This window comes from Ligilactobacillus sp. LYQ135, assembly GCF_053711055.1.
Window position 1 is genome coordinate 52,580 of sequence record NZ_JBSJYT010000001.1, and the last position, 18,293, is coordinate 70,872.

18 protein-coding genes are annotated in these 18,293 nt (G+C 32.4%); 4 read left to right on the top strand and 14 right to left on the bottom strand.

What is annotated here, in order from left to right; all coding sequences use genetic code 11:
- Positions 1 to 20: 20 nt before the first annotated feature.
- From trpS to ACWCL1_RS00280, 4 genes are all read right to left on the bottom strand, one after another.
- Positions 21 to 1,037, bottom strand: coding sequence for a tryptophan--tRNA ligase (trpS, locus tag ACWCL1_RS00265; protein WP_454544923.1), 1,017 nt, complete (start codon positions 1,035 to 1,037; stop codon positions 21 to 23).
- 250 nt (positions 1,038 to 1,287) lie between these two features.
- A complete protein-coding gene (locus ACWCL1_RS00270) occupies positions 1,288 to 1,983 on the bottom strand; it encodes a VIT1/CCC1 transporter family protein (protein WP_454544924.1) in 696 nt (231 codons plus the stop codon).
- Between the two features lie 16 nt (positions 1,984 to 1,999).
- Positions 2,000 to 2,683 (bottom strand): VIT1/CCC1 transporter family protein, encoded by a 684-nt coding sequence (locus ACWCL1_RS00275; protein ID WP_454544925.1) that lies wholly within the window; start codon positions 2,681 to 2,683, stop codon positions 2,000 to 2,002.
- Between the two features lie 196 nt (positions 2,684 to 2,879).
- Positions 2,880 to 4,811: a glucose PTS transporter subunit IIA gene (locus ACWCL1_RS00280; protein ID WP_454544926.1), complete on the bottom strand. Its 1,932-nt coding sequence runs from the start codon at positions 4,809 to 4,811 to the stop codon at positions 2,880 to 2,882.
- A gap of 151 nt (positions 4,812 to 4,962) precedes the next feature.
- On the opposite strand from ACWCL1_RS00280, the gene treR reads away from it, so the two are divergent.
- Both treR and treC read left to right on the top strand, forming a co-directional pair.
- Positions 4,963 to 5,724, top strand: a complete 762-nt coding sequence (gene treR, locus ACWCL1_RS00285) for a trehalose operon repressor (protein WP_454544927.1) — start codon at positions 4,963 to 4,965, stop codon at positions 5,722 to 5,724.
- A 14-nt stretch (positions 5,725 to 5,738) separates the two neighbouring features.
- Positions 5,739 to 7,406: an alpha,alpha-phosphotrehalase gene (gene treC / locus ACWCL1_RS00290; RefSeq protein WP_454544928.1), complete on the top strand. Its 1,668-nt coding sequence runs from the start codon at positions 5,739 to 5,741 to the stop codon at positions 7,404 to 7,406.
- 43 nt (positions 7,407 to 7,449) lie between these two features.
- On the opposite strand, the gene ACWCL1_RS00295 is transcribed toward treC, so the two are convergent.
- The 4 genes from ACWCL1_RS00295 to ACWCL1_RS00310 are packed head-to-tail and all read right to left on the bottom strand — an operon-like array spanning position 7,450 to position 10,918.
- Entirely contained in the window at positions 7,450 to 8,331 is an 882-nt protein-coding gene (locus tag ACWCL1_RS00295) for a lysophospholipid acyltransferase family protein (RefSeq protein ID WP_454544929.1), read from the bottom strand.
- A complete protein-coding gene (locus ACWCL1_RS00300; protein ID WP_454544930.1) occupies positions 8,328 to 9,293 on the bottom strand; it encodes a glycosyltransferase family 8 protein in 966 nt (321 codons plus the stop codon). The genes ACWCL1_RS00295 and ACWCL1_RS00300 overlap by 4 nt, the downstream gene beginning before the upstream one ends.
- A gap of 15 nt (positions 9,294 to 9,308) precedes the next feature.
- On the bottom strand, positions 9,309 to 10,139 hold the full coding sequence (locus ACWCL1_RS00305) for a glycosyltransferase (RefSeq protein ID WP_454544931.1): 831 nt from the start codon (positions 10,137 to 10,139) through the stop codon (positions 9,309 to 9,311).
- The gene (locus tag ACWCL1_RS00310) at positions 10,136 to 10,918 is read right to left on the bottom strand and encodes a hypothetical protein (RefSeq protein WP_454544932.1); all 783 of its coding nucleotides are present in this window, start codon (positions 10,916 to 10,918) and stop codon (positions 10,136 to 10,138) included. Before ACWCL1_RS00310 ends, ACWCL1_RS00305 begins: the two co-directional genes overlap by 4 nt.
- Before the next feature lie 137 nt (positions 10,919 to 11,055).
- Between ACWCL1_RS00310 and ACWCL1_RS00315 the strand changes: the two genes are divergently transcribed.
- On the top strand, positions 11,056 to 12,144 hold the full coding sequence (locus tag ACWCL1_RS00315) for a DHHA1 domain-containing protein (protein WP_454544933.1): 1,089 nt from the start codon (positions 11,056 to 11,058) through the stop codon (positions 12,142 to 12,144).
- Positions 12,145 to 12,148: 4 nt separating this feature from the next.
- Positions 12,149 to 12,559: a peptide deformylase gene (locus ACWCL1_RS00320; protein WP_454544934.1), complete on the top strand. Its 411-nt coding sequence runs from the start codon at positions 12,149 to 12,151 to the stop codon at positions 12,557 to 12,559.
- A gap of 45 nt (positions 12,560 to 12,604) precedes the next feature.
- Here ACWCL1_RS00320 and ACWCL1_RS00325 read toward each other — a convergent pair whose 3' ends face one another.
- The 6 genes from ACWCL1_RS00325 to ACWCL1_RS00350 all read right to left on the bottom strand — a co-directional run bounded on the left by ACWCL1_RS00325 (position 12,605) and on the right by ACWCL1_RS00350 (position 18,163).
- The gene (locus tag ACWCL1_RS00325; protein ID WP_454544935.1) at positions 12,605 to 13,126 is read right to left on the bottom strand and encodes an HdeD family acid-resistance protein; all 522 of its coding nucleotides are present in this window, start codon (positions 13,124 to 13,126) and stop codon (positions 12,605 to 12,607) included.
- Between the two features lie 154 nt (positions 13,127 to 13,280).
- The gene (locus ACWCL1_RS00330; RefSeq protein WP_454544936.1) at positions 13,281 to 13,967 is read right to left on the bottom strand and encodes a 2,3-diphosphoglycerate-dependent phosphoglycerate mutase; all 687 of its coding nucleotides are present in this window, start codon (positions 13,965 to 13,967) and stop codon (positions 13,281 to 13,283) included.
- A gap of 81 nt (positions 13,968 to 14,048) precedes the next feature.
- Positions 14,049 to 15,245, bottom strand: coding sequence for a MalY/PatB family protein (locus tag ACWCL1_RS00335; protein WP_454544937.1), 1,197 nt, complete (start codon positions 15,243 to 15,245; stop codon positions 14,049 to 14,051).
- Complete coding sequence (locus ACWCL1_RS00340) at positions 15,238 to 16,308, bottom strand: AI-2E family transporter (protein WP_454544938.1); 1,071 nt, start codon at positions 16,306 to 16,308, stop codon at positions 15,238 to 15,240. The genes ACWCL1_RS00335 and ACWCL1_RS00340 overlap by 8 nt, the downstream gene beginning before the upstream one ends.
- A 139-nt stretch (positions 16,309 to 16,447) precedes the next feature.
- Positions 16,448 to 17,095, bottom strand: a complete 648-nt coding sequence (locus ACWCL1_RS00345; RefSeq protein ID WP_454544939.1) for an HAD family hydrolase — start codon at positions 17,093 to 17,095, stop codon at positions 16,448 to 16,450.
- Positions 17,096 to 17,113: 18 nt separating this feature from the next.
- Entirely contained in the window at positions 17,114 to 18,163 is a 1,050-nt protein-coding gene (locus tag ACWCL1_RS00350) for an aldose epimerase family protein (RefSeq protein ID WP_454544940.1), read from the bottom strand.
- Between the last annotated feature and the right edge of the window lie 130 nt (positions 18,164 to 18,293).

An 18,293-nucleotide genomic window follows, 5' to 3' on the forward strand; every position in this document is an offset into this window, starting at 1 on the left:
TAATATTTTTTGCTTTAAATTTAATCAAAGTAATTTACCCCAATTGCTTGCCGTACTTCTGCAAGTGTTTGATTAGCCACTTCATTAGCTTTTTGACTGCCTTTTTTCAACATTTCGTAAACTGCAGGAATGTCTTGAGCAAACTCTTCACGACGTTTCCGAATTGGTCCTAACTCATTTTCTAAAACTTCATTTAAATAACGTTTAATTTTAACATCACCTAAACCACCATGTTGATATTGAGCTTTTAACTCAGCCACTTTTTCTTTATCAGGATCAAAAATGTCTAGGTACGTAAAGACCATGTTACCTTCAACTTTTCCCGGATCTTCAACGTGAATATGATTTGGATCAGTATACATTGACATTACCTTTTTGCGTAATGTATCTGCATCATCAGCTAAATAAATTGCATTTCCAAGTGATTTACTCATCTTTGCATTACCATCTAATCCAGGAATTCTACCAGATCCTTTTGGTGGAAAAACACCTTTAGGTTCAACTAAAACTTCTCCATAAATTGAATTAAAACTTCGCACGATTTCCCGCGTTTGTTCCAACATTGGCTCTTGATCATCACCAACAGGAACTAAACTAGCCTTAAATGCCGTAATATCTGCAGCTTGACTTACTGGATAAGTAAAGAAACCTGCTGGAATTGAACGTTCAAAATTCTTTTGTTGAATTTCAGCCTTCACTGTTGGATTCCGTTCAAGCCGCGAAACCGTTACTAAATTTAAATAGTATAAATTCAATTCTGCCAATGCTGGAATTTGAGATTGAACAAAAATTGTTGATTTTTCAGGATCAATTCCAACCGCTAGATAATCAAGCGCTACTTCTATGAGGGACTTGCAAATTTTTTCTGGATCGCGAGCATTATCAGTCAATGCTTGTTGATCAGCAATCATAATAAAAGGAGTATACTTTCCTGAGTTTTGCATTTCTACACGATTTTTTAAAGAGCCTACATAATGACCAATGTGTAACTTACCAGTCGGACGATCTCCTGTTAAAATTATTGGTTTATCTGTCATACCAAATCATTCCTTTCTAAACAAAAAAGTCGTCCTAAATAGGACGACTTTCACCGTGGTACCACCTAAATTGCAGTTTTTACTGCCACTTAAAAACAAAATTAATTCAACTAAATACTCTCCCAGACCCACTTCGAAATTTATGATCCTTTGCAGCTTTCCAGACCTCTCTGTAATGTAAAATTTCTACTAAATTCTGTTCATTGAGTAATTAACTTTATTTTAACGAACTTTTTATCTTTAGTCTAGTCTAAATCATTAACCCTAAAGTATAGTGGATAATCATTGTAATAATTCCGACAATTAAATTTCTTCGAATGGCTACTTTAACCATTCCATTTCCTAATTTTGCACTTAAATATCCAGTTAGTGAAACTGAAATACATACCGCTAAAATCGTTACTGGCCACATAATTTTAACTGGACTTAGTGACATCGCTACTAGTGGGAAAATTCCACCTAATGCAGCTGAAAATAATGATGAAAATGCTGCATTCCAGGGATTCATATATTCATTTAAAATCAATCCATGCTTAACATCAACAACCGTTTCAAGCGGTTTTTTATTCAATAAATCCTCTGCAATTTTCTTTGCAGTTTGTTCTGATACGCCTTTTTCCATGTAATATTTTTGAACTGCTTTTAATTCGTCTTCTGGATTAGTTTTTAGTAACCTTTTTTCCTCTTCTACCGTTACTTTTTCTGTATCTCGTTGTGTACTAACTGAAGCATACTCACCCGAAGCCATTGAAAATGCACATGCTAATAAGTCTGATAAACCTGCAATAAAAATTGTAAACCGATTAGGAGTTGCAACCGCCACGCTAAAAAGAACTCCAACAACTGTTAAAATCCCATCATTTGATCCCAATACACCTGCACGTAAAACGTTTAATCGTTCACCCATTGCTGAACGTTGTTGGTCTTTTACTTTTTTCTTTGCCATTTAGCGTCCTTCCTTTCTAGTGTCCAAATAATCTTCCAATGCCATAAGTTACAAGCATTGTAATAATACCTGAAACCACATTTCGAATCGTTCCATGAATTTTATTGGCATGACTTAATTCAGCTGCAATAAATCCAGTTATTGCCAAAGCAAAGATAACCGCAATAAAAGTTCCAATTACTTTAATTGAGGATGGTAAAAATGAAATTGAACATAATGGCAAAATTGAACCTAGTGGAAATGAAATCATTGATGCAATTGCAGCTGCATATGGACTGGTAAACTCACCTAAGTTAAATCCATAGCGTTCTCGAACCATCGTGCGCAATGCATTTTCAGTCATCATTTCATTAACCGCCTTTTCAACTAAGGTTGGTTTGATTCCTTTTTTCAAATACTTTTGCCTAACAAAATCAAATTCATGATCATAATCTTCTTTAAGTGCTTGTTTTTCATTTTCAATTGCCTGTTTTTGGGAATCTTTTTCAGCATTTACCGAAACATATTCCCCCATTGCCATGGAAACTGTTCCCGCAAGCATTCCAGCAATTCCAGAAATAAAAATCGCAAAATTACCAGCACTAGCTCCTGCAACCCCAATAACAATTCCAGCAACTGATAAAATTCCATCATTTGCACCCATTACAATTGCTCGTAACACATTAACTTTTTGAGCAAGGGTTAACTTTTTTCTTTTCATTCAAATTCCTTCTCCACAATTATTTTCAATATTTTATATTGTACTCAACACAAATTTGAGTTGTCAATTCAAATTTACTTTTTAATTATAGAGAAAAAAACCACTAGAATGAATTAATTAAACCAAAATTCATTTAATTAAAAAAAGATTTATCAGGTGCAGTGAATCAAACTACAACTTGATAAATCTCACTAAATTATTTTGTTCCTGGACGTCTTTTCTTTTCGACTTTTCTACCCATTGTCATATTATCATTATATCCCCAGAACCATGTTATCAGGAATGAAACGATAATTGCTACAACGCTTGAAAGCAAGAATGCATAGAAACTTGTCAATTGAGTTGGATTTGCTGGATTGAAGAATGATGAAAAACCAATTAATGATCCGGTAAAACCATACATTGTTCCGTGCATCAACCCAGTAATTAAACCACCTGCTGCTGATCCAATTAAACCTGAAATAAATACTTTTTTATAACGTAAATTAATTCCGTAAATTGCAGGTTCAGTTACACCACAGAAAGCTGAAATTGCAGCTGCAAAACCTAATTCTTTCATGTTATCTTTTTTAGATTTAATTGCAACTGCTAATACAGCAGCCCCTTGTGCAACCATTGTGACTGAAATAATTGCATTTAATGCACTTTGATGAGTTTGTGCAATTTGTTGTGCAACTAAGGGAACAACACCCCAGTGCAAACCAAAAATAACTAATAACTGATAAAGGCCACCAATTACTAAACCACCTAACCAACCAGATGCTTGAACTAACCAGTTGATGAAATCTGCAATTCCATTTGCAGCGCCTTGAATAATTGGACCAGTTACTACTAATGTGATTGTAGAAACAATCAAGATTGTAAATAATGGATTAAAAATCATTTGTAAGTAACTTGGGAGATGATCTTTAAACCAATCACCTATTTTTTTAGCAATCCATGCAGCCACAATCATTGGAAAAATTGAATATGTGTAGTTCAAGAATTCAAATTTGAAGCCACCAACTTCAAACATTGTCTTAAATGATTTTCCCCATTCAATAATTTGTGGGTAAGTTAGTACTCCACCAATTACAGCCGCTACAATTGGATCTGATCCCAATTTTTTAGCTGCGGAATAACCAACTAAAATTGGAAGAAAGAAGAATGCTGAATCAGCCATTGCACTGACTGTTAAGTAAAGCATTCCCTTAGGATCTAACAATGATCCTAATTGAGGTAAGGTAAGTAATGCTAAAATTCCTTTAATAATCCCTGAAGCTGCAATTACACCAATTACTGGACTCATTGAGCCGGTAATAAATCCAATTAAATTTCCAAATGCTTTACTAATTGGATTTTTACCATCATCTTGAGTTGATTCAATGCCTTCATCATCCAATGACCCTAATTTTTTCATAACAGCATCATACACATTTGTTACTTCATTACCAATCACTACTTGATATTGTCCTGATGCTTTCATTACATCAATCACACCAGAGGTTTGCTTTAATTTTTCTGTTTGGGTTTTACTTTCATCTTTTAAATAAAAACGTAACCGTGTAATACAATGAATTAAACTGTTGACGTTTTCTTTGCCACCAACTAATTCAATGATTTGAGTAGCTAATTGGTCATAATCTTTTTTACCATTTTTCTTCTTTTTATTTTCTTTTAATTCTACGGTAGCAGCAACTGCTTTACTTGAAACTTCCTTTGCATTAACTGTTAATTTTTCAACCTTATCAGCAGAGTTAGCCACAATTACCATGATTGTAGTTTCAAGAGCATGTTCTTTAATTGCTGCTAAATCCATTTCAGCAATCACATCACCTGCTTGAATTTCTTCTGCTTGTTTACAGTGCAACGTAAATGCAGTTCCTTTCAAACTGACTGTATCAATCCCCATGTGAACTAATACTTCTAATCCATCCTTAGTAGTAATTCCAATCGCATGCTTAGTATCAGCAACCATTGTAATTTGACCACTTACAGGAGCAACTACCTTAATTTTGCCAGTTTCATTTGGTTCTAATCCAAACCCCTGCCCCATTGTTTCCGCCGAGAAAATTGGATCCTTTGTTTCACTTAATGATAAAACAGTTCCATTTGCAGGAGCTAAAAGTTTTACATTTGATTTTACCATGAGTACTCCTCCTCGATTAAAACGCTTTCTTTAATTTCCAAAAACATTTTACAACCTGTATATACAAGTTGTCAATATGTTTTTTTAATCGTTTTCATTTTTATTTTAAAGGCAATTTATTAATTCACACTATTGCTTGACTATACAATTTATGATTAAATATAAAGTGAAATTTGGTAAAGGAAGTGAAACCGTGAGTAAGCAAGACATGATCGCTCAAGATTTAGCTGAAAAAATTTATCATCAACAGTATTGTCCGGGCGATTTCTTACCAAGCGAAAATCAATTAACTAAGCTTTATGGCACTTCACGTGAAACTATTCGCAATGCCTTAACCCAACTAACTGACTTAGGATTAATTCAAAAAATCAAAGGAAAAGGATCGGTAGTTTTAGATTATCAAAAATTCACTTTTCCAGTTTCCGGAATTACTAGTTTTAAAGAATTAAATCAAAAATTAAAAATGAATGCGGCAACAACGATTTTAAATTATCAAAAAAATGTAACTATTCCATCCTACTTCATTAATCATGGAATTAAGCAACAAAACAATTTTTATGTTGAACGATTACGCAGCATTAATCACGAAGCACTCGTAGTTGATCGAGATTATTTATTAAATCCTCCAATCAAAGAACTGCCTCAATCAGCTGCTCAAAATTCTTTATATGACTATATTGAAAATCAACTTGGACTAGAAATTTCTTATGCAACTAAAGAAATCACAGTTGAAAAAGCTGATAATGCCATTGCTGATTTACTTCACCTCACAGGTGATTGCTTAGTAGTTATTGTACGGAGTATGTCATTTTTAGCTGATACAAGTTTGTTTCAATTAACTGAGTCATATCATCGTCCTGATAAATTTAAATTTAGCGATTTTGCACGCAGACAAAAAATCAAATTTAATTAGAGAGGAATGTTTTTATGGACCTAGGAAAAAAAGTTATTTATCAAATTTACCCTAAATCTTTCTATGATAGCAATAACGATGGAATTGGTGATTTGCGTGGAATTATTGAAAAAATCCCTTATATTGCCAAACTTAACATTGATATGATTTGGTTTAATCCATTTTACATTTCACCTCAAAATGATAATGGTTATGATATTGCTGATTATTATCAAATTGATCCTAAATTTGGAACAATGAAAGATTTTGAGGAACTTGTTACTAAATTAAAAGGAATCAACGTTGATGTAATGCTTGATATGGTTTTTAATCACTGCTCAACTGAACATGAATGGTTTCAAAAAGCACTTGCCGGTGATCAAAAATACATGGACTACTTTTATTTAAGAAAAGCAAAGCCAAATGGTGATTTACCAACTAATTGGCAATCCAAGTTTGGCGGTCCTGCATGGGAAAAATTTGGTAATACCGATTTATACTATCTTCACCTTTATGATAAAACCCAAGCTGATCTTGACTGGCATAATCCTAATGTACGCCAAGAAGCATTTAAAGTAGTTAATTTTTGGCGTCAAAAAGGGGTTAAAGGATTTCGTTTCGATGTTTTAAATGTAATCGGAAAAGATGAGCAATTAGTTGACTCAACTGATCCAATTCAAGAAAAAACGCTTTATACTGATACTCCAATTGTTCAAGATTATATTAAAGAACTTAATCAAAATAGTTTTGGCCAAGATCATGATGCAATTACAGTAGGTGAAATGTCATCAACTACTATCGAAAATTCAATTAAATATACTAAACCTTCGAATCATGAACTTTCAATGGTCTTTTCATTCCATCATTTAAAAGTTGACTATGATAATGGCGAAAAATGGACGAAAAAGCCATTTGATTTTATGAAACTTAAAGAAATTTTCAATGAATGGCAAACTAAAATGGATCAAGGAAATGCCTGGCAAGCTCTCTTTTGGAATAATCATGATCAACCATGGGCATTAAATCGTTTTGGCGATCCCGTTAATTACCGTGAAAAATCAGCTGAAATGCTGGCAAGTGCAATTCATCTTTTACGTGGAACTCCATATATTTACATGGGAGAAGAATTAGGTATGATTGATCCGCACTACTACTCAATTCATAATTATGTAGATGTGGAATGTTTAAACGCATATCAAGAATTGCTTAATGCTGGAAACAATGCGCATGATGCCTTTGAAATTATTAAAACTAAAGCACGTGATAATTCACGTGTCCCAATGCACTGGGATAATACTGTAAATGCTGGTTTTACTAATGCAACCCCATGGCTAAAACCAACGGATCAAGAAATGATTAATGTTGAAAATGAATTAACCGATGGTGAAATTTTTAACTACTATCAAAAATTAATTGCCTTGCGAAAAAATGAAGAGTTAATTTCTAAAGGACATTTTAAAGCTGAACTTAAAGAACACCCTCAAGTATTTGCATATAAACGTTTCTTAGACGATTCAAATGAACAGTTATTAGTTTTAAATAACTTTTATGGTTATGAACCATGGGTAAACTTACCTCACGAATTTCAAAATAAAGAAGCTGAAGTTTTAATTGATAATTATAGTACTTCTGCAAAAATTACTTTAAAAGATGCCCTTCAATTAAAACCTTATCAATCAATTGCTTTTAAAATAAATGAATAATGAATAATAAAAAAACGTTGAATTAAAATTCAACGTTTTTTTATTATTTTTGAGGACCTACCCATCCAGCAATATCACTTGGATCAAAATCATATGTAAGCTTTTTACCATATGCTTTTTCATAAGCTGCTTTCTTTTGTTGGTAGTCTTTGTTCATCATCTCGATGCTATTTTCCTTAACAGATTTATTTGGATCAGGAAAAATTACTGGTAATACATGTAAAGTTGATTTCACACGATGAATTTTTTTATTTGAATTTGGTTCAAAACTTTTTAAATCTTGCATTTCAACAAAACAAGAAATAATTGGTGCATTAATTTTAGCTGCATAATAATAAGTCCCCCGTTTAAATGGGCGTGGTTTACGATAATTAAACCACATTTCTTCTTCAGGATAAATTAAAATATAATTGCCTTCATCAATCACTTTTTGTAAGGCTTTAGGAAACGTATGCCCTAAATAGTTAATGCTTTGACTCATCGGAATTATATCTAAATTATTCATCAAAAAACCAACAAGACCTTTCATACCTAGATTAGTATCTTGACTAATAATGAAGAGGCGCTTATGTGTTTTAGTTTTTTGGACAAAGCGCCGAATAATTGTATTTTCCAAAGGATTGAAGTGATTACTTGTAATAATTGCACCTTGTTGGGGATCTAATACCTTTAAGTTTTCCATCCCCACAACTTCAGTATTTATATTCTCAATCCAAGTTACAGCAGCATAAATAAACCGTGCACAAAAGTTTTTCGCTTTGCCAGTAAATGTCTCTCGTTTTTTAAAATACTCGGTAATCCGTTGCATGCTTTCTTCAGGTGTCATTTGAGGATCACCAATTTCAACTTTACTGTTATATTTTTCTTCTTTTAAATTTTGTTTAATATTATCAATAACAGCATCACGATTTGGGAAAATAATCATAGTTTAACTCTTTCTCCTTGCGCAATTACCTTTTTAAAAGTGCCGCTTGTATTAGGTAATATTGCTGCTTTATCCATTAATTTATCAAGTTTTTCAACTTCACCTTGACGTTGTTGAGCGGTAAAGTTATCTTTTTCAGCATGAAGTTCCTTTGCATATGCAGTTCGATTTGCATATTTCCAAAAATAATCTTCATACATAATATTATCAAAGTGCCATGGTTTATAAAACAAATTATAGTGAACTAATTGTGGATCAGTTAATTGTTCATCATCATATTGATGATCTTTAGGCATTGCATTCCAAGTTTCATCTAAATATAAAATCCGATCACGACAAATCATATTCAAATAATCTTGGTCTGGTGCAATACATGCAAAATGATATTTTTTCATTAAGTTCAAAAAATGATCTGTAAAGCGCTCTTCACGAAAAGCTTTCATGTTAATTAACAATACGCCTGAATTAATATATGATTTATAATTAATGCCCAAAGCCCCTTCAATATACTTGATCATTCCAGGAACGTGCCAAATAGAATGATCTGGAGCAGCTGCAATTAAATTATTTGCTAAATCCATGTGATATAAATCTGCTAAGTTTCCTGGAACAACTCCATCACAATCGATATAAATTGCTTTATCATATTCTGTAAATTGATTTGCTAAAAATAAACGATAAAAAATTGAAAGGGTAAAGAAATCTAGCCGCAAATAATTCTCTTCACGATTAGGAATTCCACTTAAATCTGCATCTAAGTATGCGGTTTGAATTTCAACATTCTCACTTTGCATTTGTGTTAATGCATATACATTTTCATCACTTAATCCACGATGAACAATAATCACCCGGTAATGATCATTTTCACGTGCGTTATCAATAATTGATTGAATTAAGACACTCGCATATTTTGTAAAATAATCATCAATTGTTAAAAACACTGGAATTACTTCATTTTCCATTACAACTCACCTTTTCTAACTTTTACTTAAATTTGGAGCAAGGCGCTGATATTGATTCAAAATGTCATCATAAGCATGAATTTTTAACTTTTGGTGAACACGTTGAACTTGCCATGGCTTTACCGTTAGCAAATGAACCCATGGAAAAAAACGAAAACTCGTTGTAAAATGCTGAAAAACTGTATCTGCATGTAGTTTTCGTTGCTCATTATATTTACGTGGTACAATTCTTTTTTCCTGTGCAAGTTTATTTAAAGCGGATTGATCAGGCATAAACATCCACTTATTGCAACACATTTCACGAGCCTTTTTAAATAAACCTGTTTTCTTAATTTCAGCCATATTTAAAAGTAATACCCCTGAGTTTAAGTAATCCAAATACGTTAAACTATTATGGAAAAACCATCTGCCATAATAATCAAGTACACCAACTAATTCAACATTTGAAATATCTTGGTGGTAAAATTTTGTACAATCTAAATGACAAACTACATCACTATCCAAGTATAAAATTTTATCGGGAATTTCATCAATTAAATCAGCGTATAATCGTAACATTGCATATGGTGTAAAACGTGTTTTTAAATTTGCTTGAGGCAATTGCGCCGCAAATAATTTAGTACAATCATACCTTTTTACAAAGTTACATTGATTATGTTTTTTTAAAAGTGCATCTAAATAATTAATCGTTGCTTTTGAAATTGAATGATAATCCTTTTTTTCAGTATGTAAATCCATCGTCATTACATAAACATGTAAATCTGCTGGCGTTTTTTTTAAAAGCGAAAGTAGTGAAATTAACAATCCATCTTGGATGTTTTCGTCACCGCAATACAAGATATTCATGCGTTTTTACCATCCTTTCGTTGGACATACCTAATATACTCGACATCATTTAACTGCGCACGCTTTTGCATTGTAGTTTTAACTTGTTGCATCAATTGCTCTTGGGCTTGTTTTGCCGGTAAATTTCGCTGAGGATAAAATGGACCATCTAAGTAAGTGACCATTTTAGGTCTTTTAGACCATTTGCAGCGTTGGTATGTATTTGTCATTACAAATGATGGAACATTCACTTTCATTGGAAAATGAAACGCTGCTTTTGAAAATGGTCTAATTCCAGTATAGTATGGCCACACATGTGCTTCAGGATAAATTGTTACAAAATCATTGCGTTCAATATGACACTGAACAGCCTTAATCAATCGGGGTAACTGGTGCAAATCACTTGGAATAGGTAACGCTCCGCCATATGGAAGTAATGGCCCAATAATTGGCATTCCTAAATTAGATTGTGCACATACCACATAATAACGCCGTGCGGTCCCTGCAAGCATTGGCAAAAAAACATCACCAACCGGCTGGGTATGATTAGCATATAAAAAATATCCTTTATGCTTATATGGTTCCAGTATTGCTTTATTTGCAAATGATTGCTTTAAAATTAATTTATTAAAACCATATCCAAATCCCTTGGCTAGCACAGAAATTATATTTGACAAAAATTTAAATTTCAAATCATTCCGAATCCATTGAAAATTTGTTGGCAGTTGATAATTTTGATTCGCATTTTCCACTAAATCTTCATCAAATTTAGTAAAATATTGAATTTTCCTTTCTGTCAAAATATCCATCCCATCCTAATTTGAAAGTCTTTTCTCCTTTTACTAATGATACCAAAAACGCTATACATGTCAAACTAGCATCTCTTGTTATGGTATAATTTATACGAATTTAGACTATAAGAAATCGAGGAGTAAAATTGAAAAAACAACAGCATATCAAACTATTTTCACATAATGATCTTGATGGATTTGGTGCTCCTTTACTTTTAGAAGCACTTCAGCCTTATTTATTTAATGGAATTGATTTTGATTTAACAACATGCTCTGCCGGCAATTTAGACAAAGAACTTGAACATTTCTTCTGTCAGCCAAACATTCAAAGTTTTACTGATGTTTACATCATGGATATGACTCCTGATAGCGATTATTCTTTTCAACAATTAGAAAAAAATTTTGCTAATCATTGGCTAATTTTTGATCATCATGAAAGCGAAGAAAGTTTACGGCAAAAATATTCAGCAAATTGTATTCAACCAACTAATCCTAATATCAATCCAAGCGCTACTAGTTTAGTATGGGAATGGGTTCAAAAAATGGTTAATTTTGTTAACGTTCCTTCAACTCGCCAACATGAATTAAGTGAAATTGTTGAATTGATTCGTGCATATGATACTTGGGATTGGCAAAATGATCCCAATATGCCTTCAGCTGAAAGAAAAAACGCTGACGAATTAAATCAACTTTTTTGGTTTTATCCACTAAGTAAGTCCCGCAAATTCGTTGAAAATGTGTATGCTGCTGGTTGGGAACAATATCGTGCGCAAAATGCTTTATTAATCAATACACTTAATGGCAGACGACAACGCTATTTAGACAAACATCTAAAAAATGTAGTTGAGTTTACTGCAGAAGATCATTCTTTTGGGGTAGTTTATGCAAGTGATTTTAAATCTGAGATTGCACATGCACTTCTTCAGCGTCATCAAGTTGATGCCGCTTTAGTGATTGATGGTCACAGTATTTCTTTACGAAGTAATGGCAAAATCGATGTAGCTGCTTTTGCAGAAAAATACTTTAATGGGGGTGGCCATGCTGATTCTGCCGGTGGAATTTTACCATTAAATCCAATTAAAGAAGCCGAAAATGCAATTGTTGATTATATCAAGCAACAAGCTCAATTTAATGCACAAACTTCCCAAGATGATCAGGAAAATACTAATTCACTACAAGATTCAATTGATCCCAAAACGGCTGCAAAATTAGCTTCACTTTTTGGAAAGGAGTAATTTTATGATTCAACCAATTGTTCATGATGAATTATTTTTACAACAAAAAGCAAAACCATTTACAAATAAAGATAAAAATATTATTGCAGATTTAAAAGACACTTTAATTGCTAATCAAACAAAAGCAGCTGGCATTGCTGCTAATATGATTGGAAAAAACAAAAATGCCATTGTTTTTTCGATTGCTCAAATCCCTATTGTGATGCTTAATCCTAAAATAATTGCTAATTTTGAACCCTATGACGTGCAAGAAGGTTGTCTTTCATTAAAAGGACTGCGTCAAACTAAACGTTTCAAAACAATTAAAGTTAAGTATCAAGATGAGTACTTTAAGCGGCACACTGATACCTTTACTGATTTTACTGCTCAAATTATTCAGCATGAAATAGATCACTGTAACGGAATTTTAATTTAAAATGTACGTAAAAAGGCTGTGACATTAACTGTCACAGCCTTTTTATTAGAATGCTTGAATGATTTTGATAATTCCAATAAAGAAAAGATAAAATGCTACTAAACCTACTAGTGTATATACTGAAAGCATTGGATTAAATAATAAAATTATTCCTAAAATTAAAGTGATGATATTTAACACAATTAATAAATCAAAATATTTTCGATCCATTGCCTTGAAAAAATGATCTGCAAATAATTGAATAATTGAGTCAAAAATAAACCAGAATGCAAATAAATATGCCAATACTCCAATGCCAAATTTAATTTTCAATAAAAAGATAATCCCAATTACAATATCAACAATTGATGATATTAATAGAAATGTTAAGTTCATTCCAGTCATATCTTGCATTGATTTCCGAAACCAAATTGTATATAATCCTTTTGCCAGCGCACCGACACCTACAAAAATAGCAATTAAACTTAAAGTTTTTCCTGGAGCATTCAGTGCCGCTGTTCCTAAAACTACAAGTAAAATTCCTATAATCAAACTGAACCAGTCAAATTTACGCCGTTTATTAATCATAACCATGTTCCTCTCTATTTATCTACTTTTATTCTAGCATCTCTTTACTTAAAAAGTCTTTCTAAAGCATTCACATAAAAAACAAGGCATAACTAAAACATCACAAAAAAGGACTGTAACGCACACCGTTACAGTCCTTTAACTACTTTAAAAATTAAAGAGCTTTTTTATCAACAATGTTTAAGTTTTCATCCATATCGTAAACGATTGGTTGACCTGTTGGGATTTCTAAGTTAATGATATCTTCATCAGAAATTCCTTCAATGTATTTTGTCAATGCACGTAATGAGTTACCGTGTGCAGCAACAATTACGTTCTTACCTTCAATTAAATCTGGAGCAATGTGATCTTCCCAGAATGGCATTACACGTTCAAGTGTAACTTTCAAGTTTTCACCGCTTGGAATTACGTGTGGATCTAAGTCAGCATAACGACGGTCCTTAGCAGCTGAACGAGGATCATCTGCACTCAATAATGGAGGTAAAACGTCGTATGAACGACGCCAAATGTGAACTTTTTCTTCACCAAATTCTTCAGCAGCTTCTGCTTTGTTTTGGCCTTGTAAAGCACCATAGTGACGTTCGTTTAAACGCCATGACTTCATTTCAGGAATCCATAATTGGTCTGATTCTTCTAAAGCGAAGTGTAAAGTCTTGATGGCACGCTTCAATACTGAAGTGTAAGCTTGGTCTAATTCAATTCCAGCTTCTTTAAGCTTACGACCAGCTTCTTTTGCTTCTGCAACACCATTTTCACTTAAGTTAACGTCTGCCCAACCAGTGAAAAGGTTCTTTAAGTTCCATTCACTTTGTCCGTGACGAATGAATACTAATTTTGTCATAATTTGTGTAAACCTCTTTCTTAAATTAAGATATTACAAAAAACATTTTACACTTAATTTCAAAAAAATCATAGTATATTATTAAAATTCTTCGCGATAATTATTAATTGCAGTAATTAAACTTTGAACTGCTTGCTTTACATTTTCCGATGGAGTTGCTAAATTCATTCTAATATGACCTTTACCACTTGCACCAAACCAATCGCCAAAATCAACTGCTAACTTCGCATTTTCAATAATTACATCATGCAAATCAGCATTTGCTACTAGTTTTGATAAGTCAATCCACGCTAAATAAGTTCCTTCAAGCGGAGAAATAATTATTTCTGGTAAATTAGATTTCAATTCACGCTCTAAGTAATGATAATTTGAAGAAACGACATTTTGTAACCCTTCAAGCCAATCTGCTCCTTGGCGATAAGCTGCCATCGCAGCCACTTGTCCCATCACGCTACCTTTAGGAATCATTAATTTTTCTTGATACCGATCATATTGCAACATTAATTGTGGGTTAGGAATAATCACATGACTATTTAACAATGCTGCCATATTAAATGTTTTTGAAGGTGAATCTAGTACAATTAAATTATCACGATAAAGACCATCTTTAATATTTAAAACGGATGTAAATTGACTGCCATCAATCATTAAATCATGATGAATTTCATCTGAAATAACTATCACTTGTTCTTGCCGACAAAGTTCTAAAACTTGTTCAAGTTCTTCACTTGACCACACTCTTCCCACTGGATTATGGGGACTACAAAAAATTAAAACTCGTACTTGATTTGCTTCCATTTTTTGCCGCATATCATCTAAGTCCAAACTATAGTGGCCATGGTTGTTCTTTAAATTCGAAACAACTAACTTACGTTGATTTTTTTCAATAATACGCATAAATGGATAGTAAACTGGTTGTAAGACCATTACCGCATCGTCTTTTTTAGTCAATAATTGGATTAACGTATTCAAAGATTGAACTACGCCTACTCCAAAGCGCATCCATTCTTCATGTAATTCAATTCCATAACGTTCCTTTTGCCATGTAAAATATGCATCATAATAACTCTCAGGAGTAAAGGAATATCCAAACGCTCCATGATCAACTCTTTGTTGCATTGCTTTTTGCGCTGCTTGTGGAATTTTAAATTCAGTATCAGCAACCCACATTGGAAGTAAATCAGTTTCTCCAAAGTGTTTTTTTAGTCCATCCCATTTTTCTGAGTTAGTATTTTCTCGATTAACTGCATAAGTTTCAACAAATTTTTCTCTATCCATTTTTTTCACCTTTCTTCCGACGTTGCTGTGCTTTTTGATGAAGACGTTGATGGCGTCCAGGAACCGGCTTTACTCCTAAAACATCTAAGAAGAAAGTAAAAATTGGAATTCCCACAATCAATCCCCACGCACCAAAAAGTCTCTCAGCAACAAATAATACTACGAATGTATAAAAAATTGGTAGTTCCGTTCGACTTGACATGAATTTCGGATTCAAAATGTATGCTTCAATCGCATGAATTACTAAAAGCATGATTAAAACGTACATTACATCTCTAAATCCCCCATCTGTATATGCTACAAATGACATTGGAATTGCTGAAATAATTACTCCAGCAACTGGAATCAAACTTAAAATAAAAATCATTACACCTAAACTAGTAATTTGTGGCACTCCAATAATTGCTAATCCAATACAAGTTAAAATTGTATTGACAATTGCAATTAAAAATTGAGCTTCTAAAACTACTCCAAATGTATTTGTAAAAATCTTAGCAAAATAGTAAATATCACTAAAAAACCATGAGTATGGTCCACTTAAAAAACTTCTTGAAAATTTAAATGTCGTTTCTTTTTCGATTGTAAAGAAAAACGTTAATAAAAGCGAAATCAAAAAGGTAAATCCCATTGAGCCTGCTTTAGTAATATAACCAAAAATAACGGTCATACTTCCTTGGATTTGATGTAAAAAATTGCTTTCTTTAATATATGTTGTAATGTAACTTGCAACTTTACCAGTACCTTGTGGTAGATTATTGTAGAAATGAATTAATGAGCGCACTAAACTTTCTGATTGAACAATTAATTTAGGAACATAAATTGTCACCGCTGCAATTATTAACACAATCAATAATAAAAATACTGTAACTACAATTACAGGTGATGGGACATTAATTCTTTTTTGAATCCAATTAATTAAGCGAATAATCAAAAAAGAAAAAATAAATGTTAATAATATGATACTAATCATACTGCGAAATACAAATAACGTACCAATAATAATCATTAAAACAACGAAACGACGTAAACGTGTATTTTCTAAAAATTTATTCCATAAATGCATGTAAACTTCCCTTCCATTTATTCCCTTACATCTTTTTATTATACAAAAACCGTATTAAAGATTCAGTAAATTTTAAAAGTATTTTCAAAATATATTATCAACAAAAAGGCTGTGGCATGCGCCACAGCCAATCAATTATTTACAAATTAAGTAATTCTTCTGGTTTATCAATTAAATAATTGGGATGACGTTTTTCAAGAGCTACTTTATCAAATGCATCCCATAAGCAACCACATGTTTTCACGCCAGCTGCTTGTCCCATTTCAATGTCATATTTAGCGTCACCAATCATCACAGAATCATTTTTATTTAAATTATTATGCGCTAATACCATTAGCACTCCATCAGGTGCAGGTTTATAATTTTTTACTTGATCAGAACCAACAATTTCAGCAAATAAATCAATAATACCTAATTGCCTTAAATTCCTTTTTAATGAAGTCGTATGCTTACTTGAAACAATATATAAATTCTTATTTTCTTTACTTAATTGCTCTAAGGTTGCTTTCATTCCTGGAAATAATTTTGTAGTTTTGGTTTCAACTTCGCCATAGTATTTCCGAAAACTATCATACATTTCTTCATACTGTGCATCTGTATAGTTTTTTTCTTGCTTTTCAACCATTTCAGGAATAAAAGTTTCAATTGGAACTCCCATATAATAACGAACTTGTTCATCTGTTGGAACTTTTAAATCAAAGTCTTTAAAACATTCTTGAGTTGCTAGGATGGCAGCATCTCCTGAGTCTGCAATCGTTCCGTCAAAATCAAATAAGTAGTTTTTCAATTCTCTTTTATCCTTTCACTAATACTTAAGTGCTTGGTTATAAGTAAATGAACAACGATATGTCCGTTTACTATATCTTGGTAAAACAGTATCGCCAAAATTATCATGGTGAATTGCATCCGGTAACATTTGCGCTTCTAAAGCAATTCCTTCATTTTTTTGTGCAGGTAATCCATGATCTCGACTAAATGAAATTTTTTCACTAGCGATATTTTCAGGAGTATAAACTACTAAACCATTTCGATCTGAATTAACCGTAATTTGGCGGTTACTTTTTGTATCTTTTAAAATTGCAATTGGTTTAGTAGCTTGCCCTGGTTCGTTAACAACATATGCCGTATCTAAACCATGAAGTTCTCCAACTGTTAATGCCACATTTTTAAATTTGCGAAAATCATACGGGGTATCAGTTACATCGATAATTTTTCCTGTAGGAATTAACTTTTCATTTGTATCTAAAATATTACTACTATTTATTTGCAATTCATGAGTAGTTAAATCACGGCGATCACTTAAATTAAAGTATACGTGACAAGTTGGGTTAAATAACGTATCAATTTTCCCATTCATTGCGCTATAAGCAATTGTGACTTTATTATTATTGTTTAACGTATAAATAATAGTTGCTAAAATATTGCCTGGAAAACCATCCATTTTTTCATTAATTTTCTTTTGGAAAATTACACTGACACTATTTTTGCCAGTTGAAGTTGAATAATTCCAATTCCAAGTAGAAAATCCATGTTCCCCACCATGTAAAGTATTTCCATGATCATTTTGCGGTAAGCTGTAATTTTCGCCACTAAGCATATATGATCCATTTTTAATTCGACCAGCAACTCTGCCAATTGATTTACAAATATTTTGATTGTTGGCGTAATAGTCATCAATCCCATCAAAACTCAAAAGTAAATTTTGGAAAGTTCCATCTTCATTTGGCACAAGAAATTGATGCCAAATTGCTCCCATTGTTAAACAAGAAATTGCAACGCCATTATCATTAATCAATTTAATTTCAGTAACTTTTTCATTATTATAACGGCCGAATGTTTTTTGTAAAATATCCATTTTCAAAATCCTCCCGTCAGCACTCCAATAAAAACATTTCCTCTTAAATTTAATTCTATCATACCGTTAGAACGTGTAAAACTGCTCAAAAAAATTATTTCACATTAACGCTTAATTTAAGCTTTATTGT